The organism is Pseudomonas fluorescens, from assembly GCF_030344995.1.
Classification (GTDB): Bacteria; Pseudomonadota; Gammaproteobacteria; order Pseudomonadales; family Pseudomonadaceae; genus Aquipseudomonas; species Aquipseudomonas fluorescens_BF.
On sequence record NZ_CP128260.1, the window covers coordinates 3,880,295 to 3,902,345 of the forward strand.

24 protein-coding genes are annotated in these 22,051 nt (G+C 61.9%); 19 read left to right on the forward strand and 5 right to left on the reverse strand.

All coding sequences use genetic code 11. The features are described from left to right. Positions 1 to 10: 10 nt before the first annotated feature. The 7 genes from QR290_RS17140 to QR290_RS17170 are packed head-to-tail and all read left to right on the forward strand — an operon-like array spanning position 11 to position 5,220. The gene (locus tag QR290_RS17140) at positions 11 to 601 is read left to right on the forward strand and encodes an amino acid synthesis family protein (protein ID WP_007957412.1); all 591 of its coding nucleotides are present in this window, start codon (positions 11 to 13) and stop codon (positions 599 to 601) included. 32 nt (positions 602 to 633) lie between these two features. Next, complete coding sequence (locus QR290_RS17145; RefSeq protein ID WP_085603067.1) at positions 634 to 1,467, forward strand: alpha/beta fold hydrolase; 834 nt, start codon at positions 634 to 636, stop codon at positions 1,465 to 1,467. Continuing rightward, the gene (locus QR290_RS17150; RefSeq protein WP_289203173.1) at positions 1,464 to 2,945 is read left to right on the forward strand and encodes an aldehyde dehydrogenase; all 1,482 of its coding nucleotides are present in this window, start codon (positions 1,464 to 1,466) and stop codon (positions 2,943 to 2,945) included. The genes QR290_RS17145 and QR290_RS17150 overlap by 4 nt, the downstream gene beginning before the upstream one ends. Positions 2,946 to 2,957: 12 nt before the next feature. After that, a complete protein-coding gene (locus QR290_RS17155) occupies positions 2,958 to 3,443 on the forward strand; it encodes a flavin reductase family protein (RefSeq protein ID WP_085731891.1) in 486 nt (161 codons plus the stop codon). A gap of 11 nt (positions 3,444 to 3,454) precedes the next feature. Then, the gene (locus tag QR290_RS17160; protein WP_289203174.1) at positions 3,455 to 3,844 is read left to right on the forward strand and encodes a carboxymuconolactone decarboxylase family protein; all 390 of its coding nucleotides are present in this window, start codon (positions 3,455 to 3,457) and stop codon (positions 3,842 to 3,844) included. Between the two features lie 58 nt (positions 3,845 to 3,902). Continuing rightward, positions 3,903 to 4,655, forward strand: coding sequence for a GntR family transcriptional regulator (locus QR290_RS17165; RefSeq protein WP_085603063.1), 753 nt, complete (start codon positions 3,903 to 3,905; stop codon positions 4,653 to 4,655). Position 4,656: 1 nt separating this feature from the next. Next, positions 4,657 to 5,220, forward strand: a complete 564-nt coding sequence (locus QR290_RS17170; RefSeq protein ID WP_127798406.1) for an NUDIX hydrolase — start codon at positions 4,657 to 4,659, stop codon at positions 5,218 to 5,220. A 124-nt stretch (positions 5,221 to 5,344) separates the two neighbouring features. Here the strand turns inward: QR290_RS17170 and QR290_RS17175 are convergent, their stop codons facing one another. After that, positions 5,345 to 5,641, reverse strand: a complete 297-nt coding sequence (locus tag QR290_RS17175) for a DUF1330 domain-containing protein (protein ID WP_289203175.1) — start codon at positions 5,639 to 5,641, stop codon at positions 5,345 to 5,347. Positions 5,642 to 5,706: 65 nt separating this feature from the next. Here QR290_RS17175 and ribBA point away from each other — a divergent pair, with 65 nt between their 5' ends. The 5 genes from ribBA to QR290_RS17200 all read left to right on the forward strand — a co-directional run bounded on the left by ribBA (position 5,707) and on the right by QR290_RS17200 (position 11,139). Beyond that, a complete protein-coding gene (gene ribBA / locus QR290_RS17180; RefSeq protein ID WP_289203176.1) occupies positions 5,707 to 6,816 on the forward strand; it encodes a bifunctional 3,4-dihydroxy-2-butanone-4-phosphate synthase/GTP cyclohydrolase II in 1,110 nt (369 codons plus the stop codon). Between the two features lie 368 nt (positions 6,817 to 7,184). Beyond that, positions 7,185 to 8,210: an ABC transporter substrate-binding protein gene (locus QR290_RS17185; protein WP_085703580.1), complete on the forward strand. Its 1,026-nt coding sequence runs from the start codon at positions 7,185 to 7,187 to the stop codon at positions 8,208 to 8,210. Further along, the gene (locus QR290_RS17190) at positions 8,207 to 9,151 is read left to right on the forward strand and encodes an ABC transporter permease (RefSeq protein ID WP_289205309.1); all 945 of its coding nucleotides are present in this window, start codon (positions 8,207 to 8,209) and stop codon (positions 9,149 to 9,151) included. The genes QR290_RS17185 and QR290_RS17190 overlap by 4 nt, the downstream gene beginning before the upstream one ends. 6 nt (positions 9,152 to 9,157) lie before the next feature. Further along, the gene (locus tag QR290_RS17195) at positions 9,158 to 9,967 is read left to right on the forward strand and encodes an ABC transporter permease (protein ID WP_007957396.1); all 810 of its coding nucleotides are present in this window, start codon (positions 9,158 to 9,160) and stop codon (positions 9,965 to 9,967) included. Between the two features lie 17 nt (positions 9,968 to 9,984). Further along, positions 9,985 to 11,139, forward strand: a complete 1,155-nt coding sequence (locus QR290_RS17200; RefSeq protein WP_289203177.1) for an ABC transporter ATP-binding protein — start codon at positions 9,985 to 9,987, stop codon at positions 11,137 to 11,139. A gap of 212 nt (positions 11,140 to 11,351) precedes the next feature. On the opposite strand, the gene map is transcribed toward QR290_RS17200, so the two are convergent. Together map and QR290_RS17210 are read right to left on the reverse strand one after the other, a co-directional pair. Beyond that, positions 11,352 to 12,143, reverse strand: coding sequence for a type I methionyl aminopeptidase (gene map / locus QR290_RS17205; protein WP_289203178.1), 792 nt, complete (start codon positions 12,141 to 12,143; stop codon positions 11,352 to 11,354). Next, a complete protein-coding gene (locus tag QR290_RS17210; protein WP_011334623.1) occupies positions 12,140 to 12,400 on the reverse strand; it encodes a ParD-like family protein in 261 nt (86 codons plus the stop codon). The genes map and QR290_RS17210 overlap by 4 nt, the downstream gene beginning before the upstream one ends. Before the next feature lie 295 nt (positions 12,401 to 12,695). On the opposite strand from QR290_RS17210, the gene QR290_RS17215 reads away from it, so the two are divergent. The 6 genes from QR290_RS17215 to yecR all read left to right on the forward strand — a co-directional run bounded on the left by QR290_RS17215 (position 12,696) and on the right by yecR (position 18,697). Further along, a complete protein-coding gene (locus QR290_RS17215; protein WP_115078222.1) occupies positions 12,696 to 13,631 on the forward strand; it encodes a Ppx/GppA family phosphatase in 936 nt (311 codons plus the stop codon). Between the two features lie 259 nt (positions 13,632 to 13,890). Beyond that, complete coding sequence (locus QR290_RS17220; protein ID WP_289203179.1) at positions 13,891 to 15,267, forward strand: cystathionine beta-synthase; 1,377 nt, start codon at positions 13,891 to 13,893, stop codon at positions 15,265 to 15,267. Further along, the gene (locus QR290_RS17225; protein ID WP_289203180.1) at positions 15,264 to 16,442 is read left to right on the forward strand and encodes a trans-sulfuration enzyme family protein; all 1,179 of its coding nucleotides are present in this window, start codon (positions 15,264 to 15,266) and stop codon (positions 16,440 to 16,442) included. The genes QR290_RS17220 and QR290_RS17225 overlap by 4 nt, the downstream gene beginning before the upstream one ends. A gap of 657 nt (positions 16,443 to 17,099) precedes the next feature. Further along, positions 17,100 to 17,354 (forward strand): hypothetical protein, encoded by a 255-nt coding sequence (locus tag QR290_RS17230; RefSeq protein ID WP_289203181.1) that lies wholly within the window; start codon positions 17,100 to 17,102, stop codon positions 17,352 to 17,354. Between the two features lie 659 nt (positions 17,355 to 18,013). Continuing rightward, entirely contained in the window at positions 18,014 to 18,328 is a 315-nt protein-coding gene (locus tag QR290_RS17235; RefSeq protein ID WP_262161277.1) for a hypothetical protein, read from the forward strand. A gap of 60 nt (positions 18,329 to 18,388) precedes the next feature. Beyond that, positions 18,389 to 18,697 carry a YecR family lipoprotein gene (gene yecR / locus QR290_RS17240; protein ID WP_115078226.1) on the forward strand — a complete coding sequence of 103 codons (309 nt, stop codon included), beginning with the start codon at positions 18,389 to 18,391 and terminating at the stop codon, positions 18,695 to 18,697. Here yecR and QR290_RS17245 read toward each other — a convergent pair. Further along, positions 18,669 to 20,306 (reverse strand): ATP-binding response regulator, encoded by a 1,638-nt coding sequence (locus QR290_RS17245; protein ID WP_289203182.1) that lies wholly within the window; start codon positions 20,304 to 20,306, stop codon positions 18,669 to 18,671. The genes yecR and QR290_RS17245 overlap by 29 nt on opposite strands. A 113-nt stretch (positions 20,307 to 20,419) precedes the next feature. On the opposite strand from QR290_RS17245, the gene QR290_RS17250 reads away from it, so the two are divergent. Next, the gene (locus tag QR290_RS17250; protein WP_115078228.1) at positions 20,420 to 21,025 is read left to right on the forward strand and encodes a LuxR C-terminal-related transcriptional regulator; all 606 of its coding nucleotides are present in this window, start codon (positions 20,420 to 20,422) and stop codon (positions 21,023 to 21,025) included. A gap of 15 nt (positions 21,026 to 21,040) precedes the next feature. On the opposite strand, the gene QR290_RS17255 is transcribed toward QR290_RS17250, so the two are convergent. Continuing rightward, on the reverse strand, positions 21,041 to 22,039 hold the full coding sequence (locus QR290_RS17255; protein ID WP_289203183.1) for a bile acid:sodium symporter family protein: 999 nt from the start codon (positions 22,037 to 22,039) through the stop codon (positions 21,041 to 21,043). Positions 22,040 to 22,051 lie beyond the last annotated feature (12 nt).

Genomic DNA, 22,051 nt, shown 5'->3' on the forward strand with positions numbered 1-22,051 from the left:
GGAGCAGCTCATGAGTTTCGAAATTCGCAAGATCGTCAGCTATGTCGAAGAAACCTTCATCGAAGGCGGCAAGGCATCCGATACCCCTGTGACCATGGTCGGCCTGGCCGTCGTGATGAAAAACCCGTGGGTCGGCAACGGCTTTGTCGAAGACCTCAAGCCGCAGATCCGCGCCAACTGCTCGGACCTCGGCGCAATGATGGTCGAGCGGCTGGTGGGCATCATCGGCGGCGCCGAGAAGATCGAGGCTTACGGCAAAGCCGCAGTGGTCGGCGCCGATGGCGAAATCGAGCACGCGTCGGCGGTGATCCACACCCTGCGCTTTGGCAATCACTACCGCGAAGCGGTCAAGGCCAAGAGCTATCTGAGCTTCACCAACAAGCGCGGCGGTCCGGGCACTTCGATCCAGATCCCGATGATGCACAAGGACGACGAAGGCCTGCGCTCGCACTACATCACTCTGGAAATGCAGATCGAAGACGCGCCGCGCGCCGACGAAATCGTCGTGGTGCTCGGCTGCGCCGACGGTGGTCGCCTGCACCCGCGCATCGGCAACCGCTACATCGATCTGGAAGAACTGGCCGCCGAAAAAGCCCAGTAATCACAATAAAAAAGGCATTGCAGGAGCGCTCCATGATTCGGCTCACCGCTGAACTCACCCCGGCCGGCACCAGTTACCTGGCGACCGGCCAAGGCCAACCCGTGGTGTTGATCCACGGCGTGGGCCTGAACAAAGAAATGTGGGGCGGCCAGATCGTCGGCCTGGCCACGCAATACCGGGTGATCGCCTACGACATGCTCGGCCATGGCGCCAGCCCGCGACCGGCCAGCGGCACCGCCCTGCTCGGCTATGCCGATCAGTTGCTGGAGTTGCTTGACCACCTGCAATTGCCCGAAGCATCGGTGATCGGCTTTTCCATGGGCGGCCTGGTGGCGCGGGCGTTTGCTCTGCATTACCCGGAACGCCTGAAAAGCCTCGTAGTGCTCAACAGCGTGTTCAACCGCAGCGAAGAGCAACGCGCCGGCGTCATCGCCCGTACCGCGCAGGCTGCCGAACACGGGCCCGACGCGAATGCCGAAGCGGCGCTGTCGCGCTGGTTCAGCCGCGAATATCAGGCGGCCAACCCGGCGCAGATCGCCGCGATCCGCCAGACTCTCGCCGGCAATGATCCGCAAGGCTATCTGACCACCTATGAACTGTTCGCCACCCAGGACATGTACCGCGCCGACGATCTGGGCAGCATCCAGGCGCCGACGCTGATCGCCACCGGCGAACTGGACCCCGGATCGACCCCGGAAATGGCCGAGCAACTGGCCGCGCGCATTCCCGGTGCAAAGGTTGCCGTGCTGCCCGAGCAACGGCATATGATGCCGGTAGAGTCGCCACGGCTGGTGAACCAGACGCTGCTGGAATTTCTCGACACCGCACACGCCCGACAAAACCATATAAAGGGGATCGTTGCATGACGCTCGCACGCTTCCAGATGTGCATCGGCGGAGAATGGGTCGACGCCCTCTCCGGCAAGACTTTCGAAAGCCTCAACCCTGCGCTGGCCGAACCCTGGGCCGAATTGCCCGACGCGGATGAGGCCGACGTCGAACGCGCCGTGCAAGCCGCACAGACCGCCTTCGACAGCCCGGCATGGCGTGGTTTGACCGCCACCGCGCGCGGCAAACTGCTGCGTCGTCTCGGTGACCTGATCGCCGAAAACAAGGAACAACTGGCGCAGCTGGAAAGCCGCGACAACGGCAAGCTGATCCGCGAAACCCGGGGGCAGGTCGGTTATCTGCCGGAATTCTTCCACTACACCGCCGGCCTCGCCGACAAGCTCGAAGGCGGCACCCTGCCGCTGGATAAACCCGATCTGTTCGCCTACACCGTGCACGAAGCCATGGGTGTGGTCGCCGCGATCATTCCGTGGAACAGCCCGCTGTATCTGACCGCGATCAAACTGGCGCCGGCGTTGGCTGCCGGCAACACCATCGTGATCAAGCCGTCCGAGCACGCCTCGGCGACCATTCTGGAACTGGCGCGCCTGGCCCTCGAAGCCGGGATTCCGCCGGGCGTGGTCAACGTGGTCACCGGCTACGGCCCGAGCACCGGCGCTGCCCTCACCCGCCATCCGCTGATCCGCAAGATCGCCTTCACCGGCGGCGCGGCTACGGCCCGGCATGTGGTGCGCAGCAGTGCCGAGAACTTCGCCAAGCTGTCGCTGGAGCTGGGCGGCAAGTCACCGAACATCATCTTCGCCGACGCCGATCTCGACAGTGCGATCAACGGCGCCATCGCCGGGATTTACGCGGCGTCCGGGCAGAGCTGCGTATCCGGTTCGCGACTGCTGGTGCAGGATGAAATCTACGACGAATTCGTCAGCCGACTGGCGGAACGCGCCCAGCGCATCCGCATCGGCAACCCGCAGGACGACAGCAGCGAAATGGGCCCGATGGCCACCGCGCAGCAACTGGCAGTAGTGGAAGGTCTGGTGGCTGATGCGATCGCTGAAGGCGCGCGTCTGCGTCTGGGCGGCAAGCGTCCGAGCGGTGTGGGCGATGGCTGGTTCTACGAGCCGACGCTGTTCGAGTGCGACCGCAATTCGATGAAGATCATGCAGGAAGAAGTGTTCGGCCCGGTGGCCTCGGTGATCCGCTTCAAGGACGAAGCCGAAGCGCTGGCGATTGCCAACGACTCGCAGTTCGGCCTCGCTGCCGGCATCTGGACCCGCGACCTGGGCCGCGCCCATCGCCTGGCCAGGGACGTGCGCTCGGGGATCATCTGGGTCAACACCTACCGCGCGGTGTCGGCGATGGCACCGATCGGCGGCTTCAAGAACAGTGGCTATGGACGCGAAAGCGGCATCGATTCGGTGCTGGCCTACACCGAACTGAAAACGGTGTGGATCAACCTCTCCCAGGCGCCGATGCCTGATCCGTTTGTGATGCGTTAGGAGTCCTGCGACATGATCGAACCCGGCATTTACAAAGACGTCATGAGCTCGTTTCCGTCCGGGGTCACGGTGGTCACCACCCTCGACCCGGATGGCAGCATCGTCGGGATCACCGCCAGCGCCTTCAGTGCGCTGTCGATTGATCCGGCGCTGGTTCTGTTCTGCCCCAACTACGCCTCCGACACCTACCCGGTGCTGCGCGACAGCAAGCGTTTCGCGATCCATTTGCTGTCCGCCGACCAGACCGCCGAGGCCTACGCCTTCGCCGGCAAAGGCAAGGACAAGGCCAACGGCATCGACTGGCATTTGAGCGAGCTGGGTAACCCGATCCTCGCCAAGGCCACGGCGATCATCGAGTGCGAGTTGTGGCGCGAATACGACGGTGGCGACCACGCGATCATCGTCGGCGCGGTGAAGAACCTGATCCTGCCGGAGCAACCGGTGACGCCGATGATCTATCACAAGGGCAAGCTCGGCGCTTTGCCGACACTGGGCTGAGCGGAGGACACATGAGCAACGAAAAGTATGAGCAGGGCCTGAAGATCCGCACCCAAGTGCTGGGCGAAGCCTATGTACAGCGCTCGATCAAGAACGCCGACGACTTCACCCGCCCGTTGCAGGAAATGGTCACCGAATACTGCTGGGGCCACGTCTGGGGACGCGACGGCCTGTCGCTCAAGGAGCGCAGCATGATCAACCTGGCGATGATCTCGGCGCTCAACCGTCCGCATGAACTGAAACTGCATGTGCGCGGCGCCTTGCGTAACGGCCTGAGTCGTGAGCAAATACGCGAAATTCTGCTTCAGGTCGGTATTTATTGCGGCGTCCCGGCAGCCGTGGACAGTTTCCGGCTTGCCCGTGAAGCCTTCGCTGAAGCCGACGCCGAGGCCTCCAGTTAACCCCTCGGCTGTTTGAATGCCCGTCTGGCATGGACAGCCAACTTAAAGAGCGGACCCCATGAAACGCCTGCCACTCGACGACAGCTTCAAGGTCAATCGCAACCCCGTCACCCTGCGCGAGATCGTGCTGGATAAACTGCGAAGCGCCATCATGAACTTCCAGCTGCTGCCGGGCGATCGCCTGGTGGAGCGCGATCTGTGCGATCGCCTGGGCGTGAGCCGTACGTCGGTGCGTGAAGCCTTGCGTCACCTGGAATCCGAAGGCCTGGTGGAGTTCGCCGACGCCAAGGGCCCGCGCGTCGCCATCATCACCCTCGCCGATGCCGTCGACATCTATGAACTGCGCTGCGTGCTCGAAGGCCTGATCGTCCAGCTGTTCACCCTGCGCGCCAAGGCCAAGGACATCAAGGCCCTGGAAAAAGCCCTCGACGAGAACCGCAAGGCGCTCAAGGATGGCGAGCTGCAACAGGTGATCGACTCGGTGCAGGGTTTCTACGACGTGCTGCTGGAAGGCTCGGGCAACCATGTCGCGGCCACTCAGCTGCGTCAGTTGCAGGCGCGCATCAGTTACCTGCGCGCAACATCGGTGTCCCAGGAAAACCGTCGCGGCGCCAGTAATCACGAGATGGAAAAAATGGTCGAGGCGATCAAGAGCGGCGATCCGCTGGCGGCGCATCAGGCGTGCGTCGATCACGTGCGCGCGGCGGCTGCCGTGGCCCTCGATTATCTGAAGCGCAAACAGGAAGAGACCGGCGCCACACCGCCGATCACCCTGCCCATCGCGCTGAAAGAACCGCGCATAGGTCACTGACATGTTCAGCCCGAGCTTTTGCCCGAAATGCGGTGGCGCTGACCTCGGTCAGCAGGTGCCGCCGGGCGATACGCACGAGCGCCTGATGTGCCGCGGCTGCGGCTACATCCACTATGTAAACCCGAAGATCATCGCCGGCTGCATTATCGAGCAGGACGGCAAATACCTCTTGTGCCAACGGGCGATCCCACCGCGCCCCGGCACCTGGACCCTGCCCGCCGGCTTCATGGAAAGCGGCGAAACCACCGAACAGGCTGCCCTGCGCGAAGTCTGGGAAGAAAGCGGCGTACGCGCGGAAATAGTCTCGCCGTATTCGATCTTCAGCGTGCCGAAGATCAGCGAGGTCTACATCATCTTCCGCGCCCTCGCGCTGGAAATCACCGGCCAGTACGGCCCGGAAACCCTCGCCTGCAAATTCTTCGCCCCCGAAGACATCCCGTGGGACCAGATCTACTACCCGGCGATCCGGCAGATCCTCGAACGCTACATCGAGGAACGCCAGGCCGGGGTGTATGGCATGTATATGGGCAATGACGACAGCGGCAAGATTCATTTCATGCGTTGAAGACTCCATGCCCACTTGTGGGAGCGAGCCTGCTCGCGAAAGCGGTCGTTCATTCAACATTTGCATCGACTGATACGACGCCTTCGCGAGCAGGCTCGCTCCCACAGGGGGGTGGTGGCGTCTCTTAAAGTGGCGGCACGCCCTCAACAATAACGATCTCCGCCCGCGCCCACTCCTCCCGGTAGCTCTTCGCTTCCTGATACGCCGCCGAGCGATAGCACGCCACCGCCTGCTCGTAGCTGTCGAATTCAATCACGACGCTGCGCTGCGGCGTCGTCCGCCCTTCCATCGCTTCGCTGCGCCCGCCTCTGGCCAGGAACTTTGCGCCGAACTCGGCGAATGCCTTCGGCGCGCGCTGAGTGTATTGGCTGTAGTGATCAGGATCGGTGATGTCCACGTGAGCAATCCAGTACGCCTTCATAGTGACCTCTTGGTTGATTTTGTATTATGGTATACCACAAATTTCATCCACATCGAGAGTCCAGCATGGCCTTCAACAGCATCGAAGAAATCATCGAAGATTATCGCCTCGGCAAAATGGTGTTGCTGGTCGATGACGAAGACCGGGAAAACGAAGGCGACCTGCTGCTGGCTGCTGATCGTTGTACGCCCGAGGCGATCAGTTTCATGGCTCGTGAGGCACGCGGTCTGATCTGCCTGACGTTGACTGACGATCATTGCCAGCGCCTGGGACTGGAGCAAATGGTGCCGAGCAATGGCAGCGTGTTCAGCACCGCGTTCACGGTTTCTATCGAAGCGGCGGTCGGCGTGACTACCGGGATTTCCGCCGCTGACCGCGCTTGTACGGTTGCCGCTGCGGTGGCGCCCAATGCACGCGCAGAAGACCTGGTGCAGCCCGGTCATATCTTCCCGCTGCGCGCCAAGGAAGGTGGCGTGCTGACCCGTGCCGGCCACACCGAGGCTGGTTGTGATCTGGCGCGGCTGGCGGGTTTCACACCAGCCTCGGTGATCGTCGAAGTGATGAACGACGACGGCACCATGGCCCGTCGTCCGGATCTTGAAGTCTTTGCGCGCAAGCACGGGATCAAGATCGGCACCATCGCCGACCTGATCCACTATCGCCTGAGCACCGAACACACCATCGAGCGTATCGGCGAACGAGAGCTGCCGACGGTGCATGGCACGTTCCGTTTGATCACCTTCGAAGACCGTATCGAGGGCGGCGTGCACATGGCGATGGTCATGGGCGAATTGCGCCGCGAAGAGCCGACGCTGGTGCGCGTGCATGTGATCGATCCGCTGCGCGATCTGGTCGGCGCCGAGTACAGCGGGCCATCGAACTGGACGTTGTGGGCAGCGTTGCAACGGGTCGCGACCGAGGGCCATGGCGTGGTCGTGGTGCTGGCCAATCATGAATCTTCCCAGGCGCTGCTGGAGCGCATTCCGCAACTGACTCAACCGCCACGGCAGTTCAGTCGCTCGCAATCGCGAATCTATTCGGAGGTCGGCACCGGGGCGCAGATTTTGCAGAACCTGGGCGTCGGCAAGCTGCGCCACCTGGGGCCGCCGCTGAAATATGCCGGGTTGACTGGCTACGATCTTGAGGTGGTCGAGAGCATTCCGTTCACCGAGTAAAGCAGCCCTCACCCCAGCCCTCTCCCAGAGGGAGAGGGAGCCGACCGAGTTGTTTTACCGCTATACATCGACCTGAAATTCCGAGTCGAACTCGAGTTTTGAACAGCATAGAGATCTGCTCCCTCTCCCTCCGGGAGAGGGCTGGGGTGAGGGGCTGGATCTAAAGTGCACCCAATATCTCGCGCCGAGCACAGCCAAAAAACCAAAATCAACAGATAGCCGGTAAGGCAAAGTGCTTGCACAAAGTTTGGAATACCATAATATGATATTCCATAGACCGGACGACCTGAAAAATCGTCCAGCTACTGCTCCCGACAGGCGGGCAACAACGCAAGCCCGCTCAAAAACACAACAATGAGGGCGTAAAAATGGTGTTGAACAAAGCTGCAACCGCGATCTTTCTTGCGGGACTGCTGAGCGTGACCGGTCAGGCCGCGATGGCCGCCGAGAGTGTGAACTTTGTCAGCTGGGGCGGTAGCACCCAGGATGCGCAGAAACAGGCCTGGGCCGATCCGTTCAGCAAGGCCAGCGGCATCACCGTCGTGCAGGACGGCCCGACCGACTACGGCAAACTCAAGGCCATGGTCGAGAGCGGCAACGTGCAATGGGACGTGGTCGACGTCGAAGCCGACTTCGCCCTGCGCGCCGCCTCCGAAGGCCTGCTCGAACCCCTCGATTTCAAACAGATCCAGCGCGACAAGATCGACCCGCGTTTCGTCAGCGACTACGGCGTCGGCTCTTTCTTCTTCTCCTTCGTCCTCGGCTATAACGAGGGCAAACTCGGTGCCAACAAGCCGCAGGACTGGAGCGCGCTGTTCGACACCAAGACCTTCCCCGGCAAACGCGCCCTCTATAAATGGCCGAGCCCGGGCGTACTTGAACTGGCTCTTCTCGCCGATGGCGTGCCGGCCGACAAGCTCTACCCGCTGGACCTCGATCGCGCCTTCAAGAAACTCGACACCATCAAGAAAGACATCGTCTGGTGGGGCGGCGGCGCGCAGTCGCAGCAACTGCTGGCCTCCGGTGAAGCGAGCATGGGCCAGTTCTGGAACGGCCGGATTCACGCTCTGCAAGAAGATGGCGCACCAGTCGGCGTGAGCTGGAAACAGAACCTCGTAATGGCTGACATTCTGGTCGTGCCAAAGGGCTCGAAAAACAAGGACGCGGCGATGAAGTTCCTGGCCAGCGCCAGCAGTGCCAAAGGCCAGGCGGACTTCTCCAACCTGACCGCCTACGCCCCGGTCAACGTCGACAGCGTGCAGCGTCTGGACTCGACGCTGGCCCCGAACCTGCCGACTGCCTACGCTAAGGATCAGATCACTCTTGATTTCGCGTACTGGGCCAAGAACGGTCCGGCCATCGCGACACGGTGGAACGAATGGCTGGTCAAATGAAAATGGCGGCCACCGCGTCCCGTCCCTCCACTGCCACCGGAAGCGCCGCGAGCGCTGCCGGCTCGGCGTCAGGCAAGGCGAGTGCAATGGCGCAAGCCCCGTCCCTCAAGCAACGCTGGCGCGGCGCCGGCAACCTCGCGCCGGCGCTGTTGTTCCTCGGTCTGTTCTTTCTCGCACCGCTCATTGGTTTGTTGCTGCGCGGCGTGCTCGAACCAGTGCCGGGCCTTGGCAACTATGAACAACTGTTCGCCAACTCGGCCTACGCCCGGGTGCTGTTCAACACCTTCTCGGTGGCCGGACTGGTGACGGTGTTCAGCCTGCTGCTGGGCTTCCCGCTGGCCTGGGCAATCACCTTGGTGCCACGGGGCTGGGGCCGCTGGATCCTCAACATTGTGTTGCTGTCGATGTGGACCAGCCTCCTCGCCCGTACCTATTCCTGGCTGGTGCTGTTGCAGGCTTCGGGCGTCATCAATAAAGCCCTGATGGCCATGGGCATCATCGATCAGCCGCTGGAAATGGTGCACAACCTGACCGGCGTGGTGATCGGCATGAGCTACATCATGATCCCGTTCATCGTGCTGCCGTTGCAGGCGACCATGCAGGCCATCGACCCGATGATCCTGCAGGCCGGTTCGATCTGTGGCGCGAGCCCGTGGACCAACTTCTTCCGGGTGTTCCTGCCGCTGTGCCGGCCGGGTCTGGCATCCGGTGGGTTGATGGTATTCGTGATGTCGCTCGGTTACTACGTCACCCCAGCGCTGCTGGGTGGGGCGCAGAACATGATGCTGCCGGAGTTCATCATTCAGCAGGTGCAGTCGTTCCTCAACTGGGGCCTGGCCAGCGCCGGCGCCGCGTTGCTGATCGTCATCACGCTGGTGCTGTTTTACGTCTACCTGAAGCTGCAGCCGGAATCCCCGGTTGGCGCCAGTAACGCGAGGTAAACCGACATGCTCCTGACGCCCAATGCCATGAGTCGCCGGATGCGCTTCGGCCTGTATTTCACCACCGGGCTGATCGGCCTGTTCCTGCTGTTGCCGATCGTGTTCATCGTCCTGCTGTCGTTCGGTTCGTCCCAGTGGCTGGTGTTCCCGCCACCGGGCTGGACGCTGAAATGGTACGTGCAGTTTTTCTCCAATGCCGACTGGATGAGCGCAGCGCTGGCCAGCCTCAAGGTCGCGGTGCTGACCACGATCTGCGCCGTCGCCCTCGGTTTGCCGACAGCCTTCGCGCTGGTACGCGGACGCTTTCCCGGCCGGGAAATGCTCTACGGTCTGTTCACCCTGCCGATGATCGTCCCGCTGGTGATCATCGCGGTGGCGGTGTACGCGCTGTTCCTCAAGCTCGGCTACACCGGCACGATGTTCGCCTTCGTCGTCAGCCATGTGATCGTCGCGCTGCCGTTCACCATCATCTCGATCATCAACTCGCTGAAGCTGTTCGATCAGTCGATTGAAGATGCGGCGGTGATCTGCGGGGCATCGCGTCTGCAAGCGGTGTTCAAGGTGACCTTTCCGGCGATTCGCCCGGGGATGGTGGCCGGCGCCCTCTTCGCTTTCCTGGTTTCGTGGGACGAAGTGGTGCTCAGCGTGATGATGGCCAGCCCGACCCTGCAAACCCTTCCCGTGAAAATGTGGACCACCCTGCGCCAGGACCTGACGCCCGTGATCGCCGTCGCTTCGACGCTGCTGATCGGCCTGTCGGTGTTGGTCATGGTGATCGCCGCCGCTCTGCGCCGGCGCAACGAAATCAGCGCTTGAGCGCCCAGGAGTACGACATGAGTGCCGTGATCAAAGACGCATCCCAGCAGAACGACAAACCCCTGGTCAGCCTGCGCAACCTGAACAAGCACTACGGCGATTTCGCCGCCGTGGACAACATCTCGCTGGACATCAAGGACGGCGAATTCCTGACCTTCCTCGGCTCTAGCGGCTCGGGCAAAAGCACCACGCTGTCGATGCTCGCCGGCTTCGAAACCCCGAGCAGCGGCGAGATCCTGGTCAACGGCCAGTCACTGGTGAACGTGCCGCCACACAAGCGCGACATCGGCATGGTGTTCCAGCGTTATTCGCTGTTCCCGCATCTGTCGGTGCGCGACAACATCGCGTTTCCGCTGGCGATCCGCAAACTCGCGACTGCCGAGCGTGACAAGCGCGTCGATGCGATGCTGAAACTGGTGCAGCTCGAACAATTCGCCCATCGCCGCCCTTCGCAACTGTCTGGCGGCCAGCAGCAACGGGTCGCCATCGCTCGCGCTCTGGTTTACGAACCACGCATTCTGCTGATGGACGAACCGCTCGGTGCCCTGGACAAGAAGCTTCGCGAAGACTTGCAGGATGAATTGCGCCAACTGCACCGCCGCCTCGGCATCACCATCGTCTACGTGACCCACGATCAGGAAGAAGCCATGCGCCTGTCCCAGCGCATCGCGATTTTCAGTCACGGCAAGATTGTCGGGCTCGGCAGCGGTTATGACCTTTATCAGAATCCGCCGAATGCGTTTGTGGCGTCGTTTCTGGGTAACTCAAACTTTCTCAAGCTCAAGGCGCAGGGCAATGCGGCGGCGAGTTTTGAGGGACAGTCTCTGTCGATTCGCCTGACCGCCGGATTGCAGACCGGGCAGGAAGTGCTACTGATGGTGCGCCCGGAAAAGGCGTTGGCGTTGAGTGTGCAACAGGCGAATGACGAGCCGTTGGCGGCGGGCTGGAATGAGGTTTCGGCGAAGGTGGTTGAGGTGTTGTTTCTGGGTGAGAGCCAGACTTGCAGTGTGGTCACGTCGGGTGGCACGTCCATGACCGTGAAAGCATTGTCGGCGGCGGGGATGCCGTTGAAGGCTGGGGATCCGGTTCGGGTGCGTTGGGCGACGGCGGATGCATGCGTCTATACCGAGTGGGCGGAAAGCGATCTGAACAAAGCTGCCGGCGCACATTAAGAACGCATCGCCTGCCCGCCCTCACCCCCGCCCTCTCCCGGAGGGAGAGGGAGCCGACCGAGGTGTCTTGCGCTATACATCGACCTGAAAAACCGAGTCGATTATGGATTCAACGCAGTTCACTCAAGTCGGTGTATTTCTTCAATATCCCCCAATCAGTCCCCTCTCCCTCTGGGAGAGGGCTAGGGTGAGGGCCAGCGGCCGACGCGGTCTCACTTGATAGCCGCAAAACCTTCAATTTCGTCAGGCCAAGCCGTCAACACTTCAAACCCGTCCTCCGTCACCGCCACCATGTGCTCCCACTGCGCCGACAACGATTGATCCTTGGTCACAACCGTCCAGCCATCCGCCAGACTCTTCACATGCCGCTTGCCGGCATTGAGCATCGGCTCGATGGTGAAAATCATCCCCGCCTTCAACTTCAAGCCCTGCTCCGGATAACCGTAATGCAACACCTGCGGTTCATCGTGATAAACCTTGCCGATCCCGTGCCCGCAATACTCGCGCACCACGCTGAACCCTTCTTTCTCCGCCAACGTCTGGATCGCATGACCGATGTCACCCAACGTGGCGCCCGGCCGCACGACGCGGATGCCCGCGCACATGGCGTCGTAAGTGGTCTTGATCAGATGCCGCGCCTCGGGCGTCGGTTCGCCGACCACGTACATGCGGCTGGTATCGCCGAACCAGCCGTCCTTGATCACCGCGATGTCGAGATTGACGATGTCGCCGTCCTTCAGCACGCGCTTCGACGGGATGCCGTGGCAGACCACTTCGTTGACTGACGCGCACACGGTTTTCGGGAAGCCGTGATAACCGACGTTGGCCGGAATCGCCTTCTGCACATTGACGATGTAATCGTTGCACAACTGGTCGAGCTGATCGGTGGTGACGCCAGCCTTGACGTGCGGCACCAGCATCGCCAGCACCTCGGCGGCCAGTCTGCCGGCCTCGCGGGATTGGGCGATTTCGGCCTGGGTGTTGATCTTGATCGGGTTTCTCATGCCTTTGCCGCCTCTTTGACCGAGGCATTCTGCGCGGCGTCCGCCAGTGCGCAGACTTGCTGCAGATCCAGACCGCCCGACTGTTCGGCGCGAATCAGCAGCCGGCAAATGGCGTGGTGATCCAGGTCGGGATACAGCTCGGCGAGCATGCCGATGCGCATCCAGTGTTCGGCCTGCGCGTTGATCGAGCGGCTGAGTGCGTTGCTGGAGATGCGCAGATTCTCGTGCATGTCCTCTGAAATCTTTACGATACCCATGGCAATATCCGATACGAAGTGTATATGAATCATATATTAATCGTGTATCGCCCGGGATTGCAAACTTTGCGTGCCCGGTAAATTGCAGGCAAAAAAAAGCTGCCCGGAAGGCAGCCGAATCATGAAAAGCACGCGATGTATTGGGGCCAAGTATGGACAGCCGATAATGACACTGTCATGACAGCCATTAATTCATTGAACCGCCCCGCCCGCGTCATCAGGTTGTCATCGAACCCACGGCAAAATCCTCGCAAACCGTCCCGCGCCTCCCGACGGAAGATTTGCAAGGATCCCCATGAAAGAAGACACCTCGCTGTTTGCCGCCATCGACCTCGGTTCCAATGCCTTTCGCATGATGATTGGCCAGTCGGTGCGCAGCAGAAAGGGTTTCATGATCCAGGAGGTCAAAACCTTGCGCGAGCCGGTGCGGCTGGCCGAAGGCTTCGATGGCCGGGCACTCGACGAAATGGCGCTGGATCGCGGCTGGCAGGCGTTGGCGCGGTTCGGCAAGAAACTGCGCGGTTTCGAGCCCGGTCGCGTGCGCGCGGTGGCCACCAGCGCGGTGCGCGAAGCAGACAATGCGCAGCTGTTTCTGGCCAGTGCGGAACGGCATCTGGGGTTTCGCATCGATGTGATTTCCGGCCATGAAGAAGCGCGCCTGGTCTATGCCGGTGTGGCCCACACCCTGCCGGTCGCCGATGACATGCGTCTGGTGGTCGACATTGGCGGCGGCTCCACCGAGCTGATTCTCGGCCAGGGCTCGCAACCGCTGCTGACCGAAAGCATTGCCATCGGCAGCGGCACTTTGAGCGCGCGCTACTTTCGCAACGGCGAGATTTCCGCCGGTGCGCTGCAAGAAGCCGAACGCGTAGCCATCCTGCAATTCGAAAAAGTCGCCCGCCGTTATCGCGCCCAGGGCTGGCAGCAGACGATCGGCTCTTCGGGCACCGCGCGGATGCTCGCCAAAGTGCTCAAGGCCAATCGTCTGAACGATCATGGCGAGAGCGGCATCACCTACGGCGGCCTGTTGCGGCTGTCGTTGCGCTTGCTGGAGGTGAGCAACGTCCAGCACCTCAAACTGGCCGGCCTGCAACCCCATCGTCAGAGCATCCTGCCCGGCGGTCTGGTGGTCATGCTGGCAGCGTTCAAAGTGTTCGGCATCTCGCAAATGGTGCCTTCCGAACCCGGCTTGCGACTGGGTGTGCTGCACGGTCTGATGAGCAACCACTGAGCGATTTTCGCTGCAGGATTTTCACTGCCGGATCAAGCGCTTCGTGACGCTGAAGACGCCCTTTCAATACTCGATGACGCCTGCGTATAAACCCCTGCAAATCACTTCTTTCCCCTCTCCGATTTCGTTCTATCGTTAGATCGAAATGGCAGTATTTCCGGCCGTTTAAAGGTTGCGACAGCTCAGGTCTGAGCCTATGTTGCACGCGAGCTTTTTCCCCGCGAATGGAACGCGATCAACACCACAAAGAGGTGAAGAGATGTCAAAGGATTCACGCCCTGCCGTACTTGGGCTGATCGGCAATACGCCGCTGGTAAAAGTCACCCGCTTCGATACCGGTCCCTGCACCCTGTTTCTCAAACTCGAATCACAGAACCCCGGCGGTTCGATCAAGGACCGCATCGGCCTGGCCATGATCGACGCCGCTGAACGCGACGGTCGCCTGCAACCCGGCGGTACAATCGTCGAGGCCACCGCCGGCAACACCGGCCTGGGCCTGGCCCTCGTAGGCCGCGCCAAGGGCTACCGCGTCGTGCTGGTGGTGCCGGATAAAATGTCCACCGAAAAAGTCCTGCACCTCAAGGCCATGGGCGCCGAAGTGCACATCACCCGCTCCGATGTCGGCAAGGGTCATCCCGAGTACTACCAGGATGTCGCCGCGCGTCTGGCCAAGGACATTCCCGGCGCGTTCTTCGCCGACCAGTTCAACAACCCCGCCAACCCGCTGGCCCACGAGTGCAGCACCGGGCCGGAAATCTGGGCCCAGACTGAGCATGACCTGGACGCCGTCGTGGTCGGTGTCGGTTCGGCCGGCACCCTGACCGGCCTCACCCGTTTCTTCAAACGCGTACAACCTGATCTGGAAATGGTCCTGGCCGACCCGGTCGGTTCGGTGATGGCCGAATACAGCCGCAGCAAGCACTTGGGCACCGCCGGATCCTGGGCGGTGGAAGGCATCGGCGAGGACTTCATTCCGTCGATCACCGACCTGTCGAGCGTGCGCAGCGCCTACTCGATCAGCGACGAAGAAAGCTTCGACCACGCACGCCAGTTGCTGAAAGCCGAAGGCATTCTGGGTGGCTCGTCCACCGGCACCCTGCTCGCCGCCGCGCTGCGTTACTGTCGCGAACAGACCGAGCCGAAACGCGTGGTCAGCTTCGTTTGCGACACCGGCACCCGTTATCTGTCGAAGGTCTACAACGACCAGTGGATGACCGATCAGGGCCTGTTGCAGCGCAAACGCTACGGCGACCTGCGCGACCTGATTGCCCGACGCTTCGAAGACGGCAAAGTCGTCAGCGTCGGCCCGGACGATACGCTGATGACCGCGTTCCAGCGCATGCGCCTGGCAGACGTTTCGCAACTGCCGGTGCTGGTGGATGGCAAGCAACTGGTCGGCGTGATCGACGAGTCGGACATTCTGGTGCGCGTGCACGAAGACGCCTCGCTCTTCAGCAAACCCGTCAACAGCGCGATGACGGACAAGTTGCAAACCCTCGCCCCCGGCGCCACGCTGGCTGAACTGGAAGCCGTACTCAGCAGCGGCCTGGTGGCCATCATCGCCGACGCTTCAGGCTTCCACGGCCTGATCACCCGCGTCGACATGCTCAATCAATTACGGAGATCCCTGGCATGAGCCAGCACGACAAGAACGCCCGTCAACAGGGCTTCGCCACCCGCGTGATCCACGCAGGGCAAACGCCGGACCCGACCACCGGCGCGCTGATGCCGCCGATCTACGCCAACTCCACGTACCTGCAAGACAGCCCCGGCGTGCACAAGGGTTTCGACTACGGCCGCTCGCACAACCCGACGCGTTTTGCGCTGGAACGTTGCGTGGCGGATCTGGAGGGCGGCACCCAGGCGTTCGCCTTCGCGTCCGGGCTGGCGACGATTTCCACCGTGCTCGAACTGCTCGATGCCGGCTCGCACATCGTGTCCGGCAATGATCTGTACGGCGGTTCGTTCCGCCTGTTCGACAAGGTGCGCCAGCGCAGTGCCGGGCATCGTTTCAGCTACGTCGATCTGGCGGACCTGTCGGCATTCGAAGCGTCGTTGCAGGACGACACGCGCATGGTGATTGTAGAGAGCCCGACCAACCCGCTGCTGGGGCTGTCCGACCTCGCCGCCATCGCGCGCATCTGCAAGGCGCGCGGGATCATCTGCGTGGCCGACAACACCTTCGCCAGCCCATGGATCCAGCGCCCGCTGGAACTGGGATTCGACATCGTGCTGCACTCGACCACCAAATACCTGAACGGTCACTCCGACGTGATCGGCGGGATCGCAGTCGTCGGTGACAATTCTGCGCTGGCCGAACGCCTGGGCTTCCTGCAGAACGCCGTCGGCGCCATCTCCGGTCCGTTCGACGCCTTCCTCACCCTGCGCGGCGTGAAGACCCTGGCGCTGCGTATGGAGCGTCATTGCAGCAACGCGCTGGAGCTGGCGCGCTGGCTGGAACAACAGCCGCAGGTCAAACGCGTCTACTACCCGGGTCTGGAATCCCATCCGCAACACGAACTGGCCAAGCGTCAGATGCGTGGTTTCGGCGGGATGATTTCCCTGGATCTGAACAGTGACCTGGCGGGCGCCCGGCGCTTCCTGGAGAACGTGCAGATCTTCGCTTTGGCCGAAAGTCTTGGCGGGGTGGAAAGCCTGATCGAGCACCCGGCGATCATGACTCACGCGACCATCCCCGCCGAAACCCGTGCCAAGCTTGGCATCGGTGACAGCCTGGTGCGTCTGTCGGTAGGCGTCGAGGATGTCGAAGACCTGCGTGCGGATCTGGCGCAAGCGCTGGCCAGTATCTAAAGCCCGAAAACGTCAAAGCCCGCACGAGGCGGGCTTTGGTGTTCGAGTAGGCGGCCAGTGCTGGTCTCTGGCTTACGAGGTTTCTCAGGACTCCCACAGTCCAGGCAATGTGCTCTGCTGCTTCACACGGCATAAGGGCTGGAACCCAGCGCGGGGTTCTTTCTAACCGTGTACCCTTCGGAACGCGCCCAACGCTTCCTCGCTATCCGCTTGCGCATCAGTCTGCGTCTTCGCCTACATTCTTGAGCCTAGCAAACACGTTGCATTGCGCTACGCGGTTTTTAGACTGATTGTTTTCTAGCGCAAGCCTGCAAGGAAGCGAACCGACTATCGCCTTCACGGCCCTTCAGCCTGCACCCCGCCAAGGGCGAACTATACTTTTCAGTTCGCTGTCCAGATTTCCTGTAAACCGTCGACACCCGTGCACCCTCCGGTGCCCCCGTGCCACTCACCAATCTGGTTGACCCCGGGCCGACGAGCCTTCCGTCAATGAACTAACGACGGGTAATGCTCGGTTGCTGTGTGGCTGATGGGGCGTGGAGAAAATCATGAAGCACACGCTTTGGCCGGGCCTTGTCCTGGCAGTTGCGGCAACGGTGGCAATGCCCAATGTCTGGGCCGCGAAGGCGCAGGCATTGGCGTCGGATGGGGCGGATCATGTCGGGGCGGGGACGGTTGCTTCTGATGGCGCCGATCATGTTGGCGCTGGTGCAGTCGCATCTGATGGCGCGGATCATGTCGGTGCTGGCGCTGTCGCTTCTGATGGTGCAGATCATGTCGGTGCTGGCGCAGTTGCCTCTGACGGGGCCGATCATGTCGGCGCTGGTGCAGTCGCCTCTGACGGCGCGGATCACGTCGGCGCCGGAGCAGTCGCATCTGACGGCGCGGATCACGTCGGTGCCGGAGCAGTAGCTTCTGACGGCTCCGACCACGTCGGTGCTGGGGCTGTTGCCTCCGACGGGGCCGATCATGTTGGCGCTGGAGCCGTCGCATCTGATGGCGCAGACCACGTCGGCGCCGGAGCAGTAGCTTCTGACGGCGCGGATCACGTTGGTGCTGGCGCAGTTGCCTCTGACGGGGCCGATCATGTCGGTGCTGGGGCTGTTGCCTCCGACGGTGCCGATCATGTTGGCGCTGGAGCCGTCGCATCTGATGGCGCAGACCACGTCGGCGCCGGAGCAGTAGCTTCTGACGGCGCGGATCACGTTGGTGCCGGCGCAGTAGCTTCTGACGGCTCCGACCACGTCGGCGCAGGCGCCCTCGCCGCCGATGGCGCAGACAAGGTCGGTGCCAACCGACTCGCCTACTCCCGCGCAGGCGTCGGTTCGGACCAGGTCGCTTCCGCCCTCATGAGCGGCAGCTATTCCGACCAGTTCAACAGCCCTCAGTAACCGCTATCGGCGCAACCAGCCCACCGCTGGTTGCGCCGCACTAGCACATTTGTGCTAATCGACCACCCCGTTCCCTGGCGTTATATTCCCTCGCAACCCCCGACACTCCCCAACATTGCCGCTGTGCAGTGCACGGGATCGTTGTGCCTGGAAAAACAACAACACCAAGGAAGAAACACCATGAAACTGCAGCTCAGCCTCGCCAGAATCACAGTCCTCGGTGCCCTGCTCCTCGGCGCCAGCGGTTGCCAGACCGCCAAACCCACTGAAGACAGCATGCGCGAACGCGCCCAGACCGTCATCGGCCAACCGGTCACCAAGATCGGCAACATCCGCAACGACAGCACCCTGACCTACTACACCGCCTATACCGCCGCCGGCGAATACAACTGCGAGCTGCCCAGCGGCGCGATCATCGCGGTGGCCAGCATGGGCATCATGACGCCCCCGCTGTCTTGCCTGCCCAAAGGCGCGTCGCCGATTCCGTACCAGTAATCCGGCGCAGAAAAACCGTTCCAACGCCTCTTCTCACCCGGTAAAGGATACCGCTCGATCATGAAAACACTCATCGCCACCCTCAGCCTCGCGGCCCTCGTTCTCACCGGCTGCGCCACCCCCAAGCAATGGGAAGCCACCGGCGGCAGCAAGACCGACGGCGTTGTCCAGGTCTCCTATGAACTGGGCCAGTTCGAGAGCGGGCAAACCTCCGCCGCCCAAGGGTTGGCCACCGCTGAAGGCCGTTGCAAGGTCTGGGGCTACAAGAGCGCCGAAGTGTCGGGCTCGGAGAAAAACATCTGCCGCACCATGGGTCAGTACAACTGCCTGCAAACCACCATCACGCAGGACTATCTGTGTAAGCGCTGACCGCCTCGGTCTGCCGGTCGCGCAGCGCACGCAGGGTCGCGCGCAGCTCGGCCGGGCGTACCGGCTTGGACAGAATGGCGATCTGCCGGTCATGCAGGGCCGCCTGGATTTTTTCGATATCATGCCCGGTGATGATCATGGCCGGCACCGCATAACCCCGCTGACGACGAACTTCATCGATGCACTCGATGCCAGTGCTGTGCGAACCGAGGTCATAGTCGGCAACGATGATGTCGCAATCCGTGACCAGGCCCTGCCCGCTCAGCTCGGCCTGCACAACGCAGCCCCAACGCTCGAGCAACGCCGAGGTCGCCAGCAGAACGTTGCGATCATCCTCCACCAGACACACCTTCAACCCTGTCAGCAAACCGACCTGTCTAGCCTCCTCCCGATTGACCGGCACCTGCGGCGGCGCCAGCGGCAGCCCATGCAATGTCACCGCCGTGCCATGCCCCAGCCGTGAGCGGATCGCGACGTCGACACCGATCAACTGCCCCAGCCGCCGGACAATCGACAGCCCCAGGCCCACGCCTTCAACGTCCTTGTCGCGCAGCTGGCGAACCCGATAAAACTCCTCGAACACCTTGGGCAAATGCTCTTCGGCGATCCCGTTGCCGCGATCATAGATCGTGATGGCCAGTCCCGCGCCGCGCTTGCGCACACCGATCAGCACCGGCCGGTGCGCACCATACTTGAAGCAATTGGAGAGCACGTTCTGAACCATGGTCGCGAGCAACGCCGGATCGGTGCGCACCCAGTATTCGCAAGGCCGCAAGCGCAATTCCACACCCGCCCAGCGTGCGGCTTCAGCGTTCTGGCGGATCAGATCCGTCAGCCACTCACCCAGTTCAAGCGTCTGCAACCGGGGCAAAATCCGCCCGTTATCGAGGGTGTAGAGATCGAGAATAGAGCGAAACAGCTGCGACACGTTGAGCAGCGAACGGTCGATGCTGTCCACCAGCCGCCGCTCCTCCTCGCCCAGCCGCGACTCGCGCAAACATGCGGTAAACAACCCGATGGAGTGGATCGGCTGGCGCAGGTCATGGCTGGCCTGGGCCAGAAAACGCGACTTTTCCAGATTGGCAGCGACCGCTTCTTCAGATGCCTTGCGCGTACGCTCCAGCAGCAGGTGCGCATACACCGGAATCACCGTGCTGGTGATCATCAGCATCAACACCATGAACGGTTGCGCCTGCCAGTACGGCGTCAACCGATAGACCGCCAACAGCGCCAGCAACGCCAGCACCGTGGCAATCGCCAGATAGCGCGAGCCGTAGCGCATGCCGTTGCCGAGATTGACCCAGACCATAACCGCGTAGATGGGCAACGCCGCCTCGCCGCCGACCACCAGCCCGAAACTGGTACCGGTGTAATCGTGGAGCATGCCGAAAATCCGCCGCGCCGGATAATGCCCCGGCCAGCGCACGATGGCCTGGCGAAGCACGACGGAGGCCAGCAAAAACAGAGAAATGTAGGTGACGACCGGCAGGTAAGTATCGAAGCGCTGGCCCGGCAGGAAACCGAGCACGGCCATGTAAACCAACGCGATGCTGGCGATGATGATGCGCAGATTGGCCTGGTCGAGCTCGGTGTTCTTTTCGAACTTCATGGGGGAACGTCCTTGTGCGGCAGTCGTCATAACAGCACGAATCAACAGGCAATGCCTTCGCCCGGTGCTAAGGTGCATGCCGTAAGAAATGCTGACCCAGGGAGGGTTTTGCCATGGCGTGCCGAATCATCATAGCCGACGATCACCCGTTGTTTCGCGAAGCGCTGCTGCGCACTGTCCAGCGTTTGCTGCCCGACGCCCTGATCGAAGAAGCCGGCGACCTCGACACCGTACTCGCCCTGCTGCCGGCCGGCGATGAGCCCGACACCTTGATCCTCGACTTGCGCTTCCCCGGACTGACCTGTGTCAGCCAGCTCGCGGAACTGCGCCGGCGCTTGCCGCGAACCACGTTGATCGTGGTGTCGATGGTGGATGACGAGGCACTGATCGGCGAGGTCATGGCGGCCGGCATCGATGGTTTTATCGGCAAGAACATCGCCCCCGATGAGATCGGTCAGGCGATCCGGGCGATTCGTGAGGGTGAGGTACTGGTCAAATTCGCCCCTTCCGGCCTGCTGCCGCTGGACACCGGCACCGCCCTCACCCCGCGTCAGCAGGAGGTACTGCGGCTGATCGCCCAAGGCAAGACCAACAAGGAAATCGCCCGCGAACTGGATATTTCGCCGTTCACGGTGCGAATTCATGTGTCGTCGTTGTTGCGGGTGCTCAACGTGCCGTCGCGGGCAGCGGCGGCAGTCAAGTATTCCGGTGCGGGTTAGCGCTGGAAACCGAGATCAAGGATCCACCTGGGCCATCAATTCAGGCACCGACTCCCGGCGTTTCGCATAGCGCTGCGCCAGCACCGCGCAGACCATCAATTGAATCTGGTGGAACAGCATCAGCGGCAGAATCAACACGCCAATCGTGCTGCCGGCAAACAACACCTGCGCCATCGGCACACCGGTGGCCAGGCTTTTCTTCGAGCCGCAGAACAGAATGGTGATGCGGTCTTCCAGATTGAAACCGAACAGCTTGCCCAGCACTGTGGACGCCAGCAGCACCAGCGCCAGCAAAATGCAGCAGACCACCACCAGCCCCAACAGGTCGATCACCGGAATCTGGTGCCAGATGCCCTCGTTCACCGCCTCGCTGAACGCACCGTAGACCACCAGCAGAATCGAGCCCTGATCGACGAATTTCAGCCAGTTCTTGTTGCGACCGACCCAGGCGCCGATCCAGCGACGGGCGATCTGACCGGCAATGAACGGCAGCAGCAATTGCACGCTGATTTTCACGATCGCGTCGAGGGTCGAGCCGCCGTCGCCGTGGACGTTGAGCAGCAGCGTCACCAGCAGCGGCGTGAGGAAAATCCCGAACAGACTGGACGCCGCCGCGCTGCAGATCGCCGCCGGAATATTGCCCCGCGCCAGCGAAGTGAAGGCAATCGCCGATTGCACCGTGGCCGGCAGCGCACACAGGTAAAGCATGCCCATGTACAGCTGATCGCCGATCAGCGGCGACAACAGCGGCTTGAGCGCCAGGCCCAATAGCGGGAACAGGACAAAGGTCAGGCCGAATACCAGCAAATGCAGGCGCCAGTGGCCGGCGCCGGCGATGATCGATTCGCGCGACAGCTTGGCGCCGTGCAGGAAAAACAGCAGCGCGATGGCGATATTGGTCAGCCAGCCGAAACCGGTCGCGACCTGGCCGCTGGCGGGCAGGAAGCTGGCCAGCAGCACCACGCCGATCAGGGTCAGGGTGAAGTTGTCGGGCAAAAATCGTGGGCGCGTCATGGTTTGCTCATC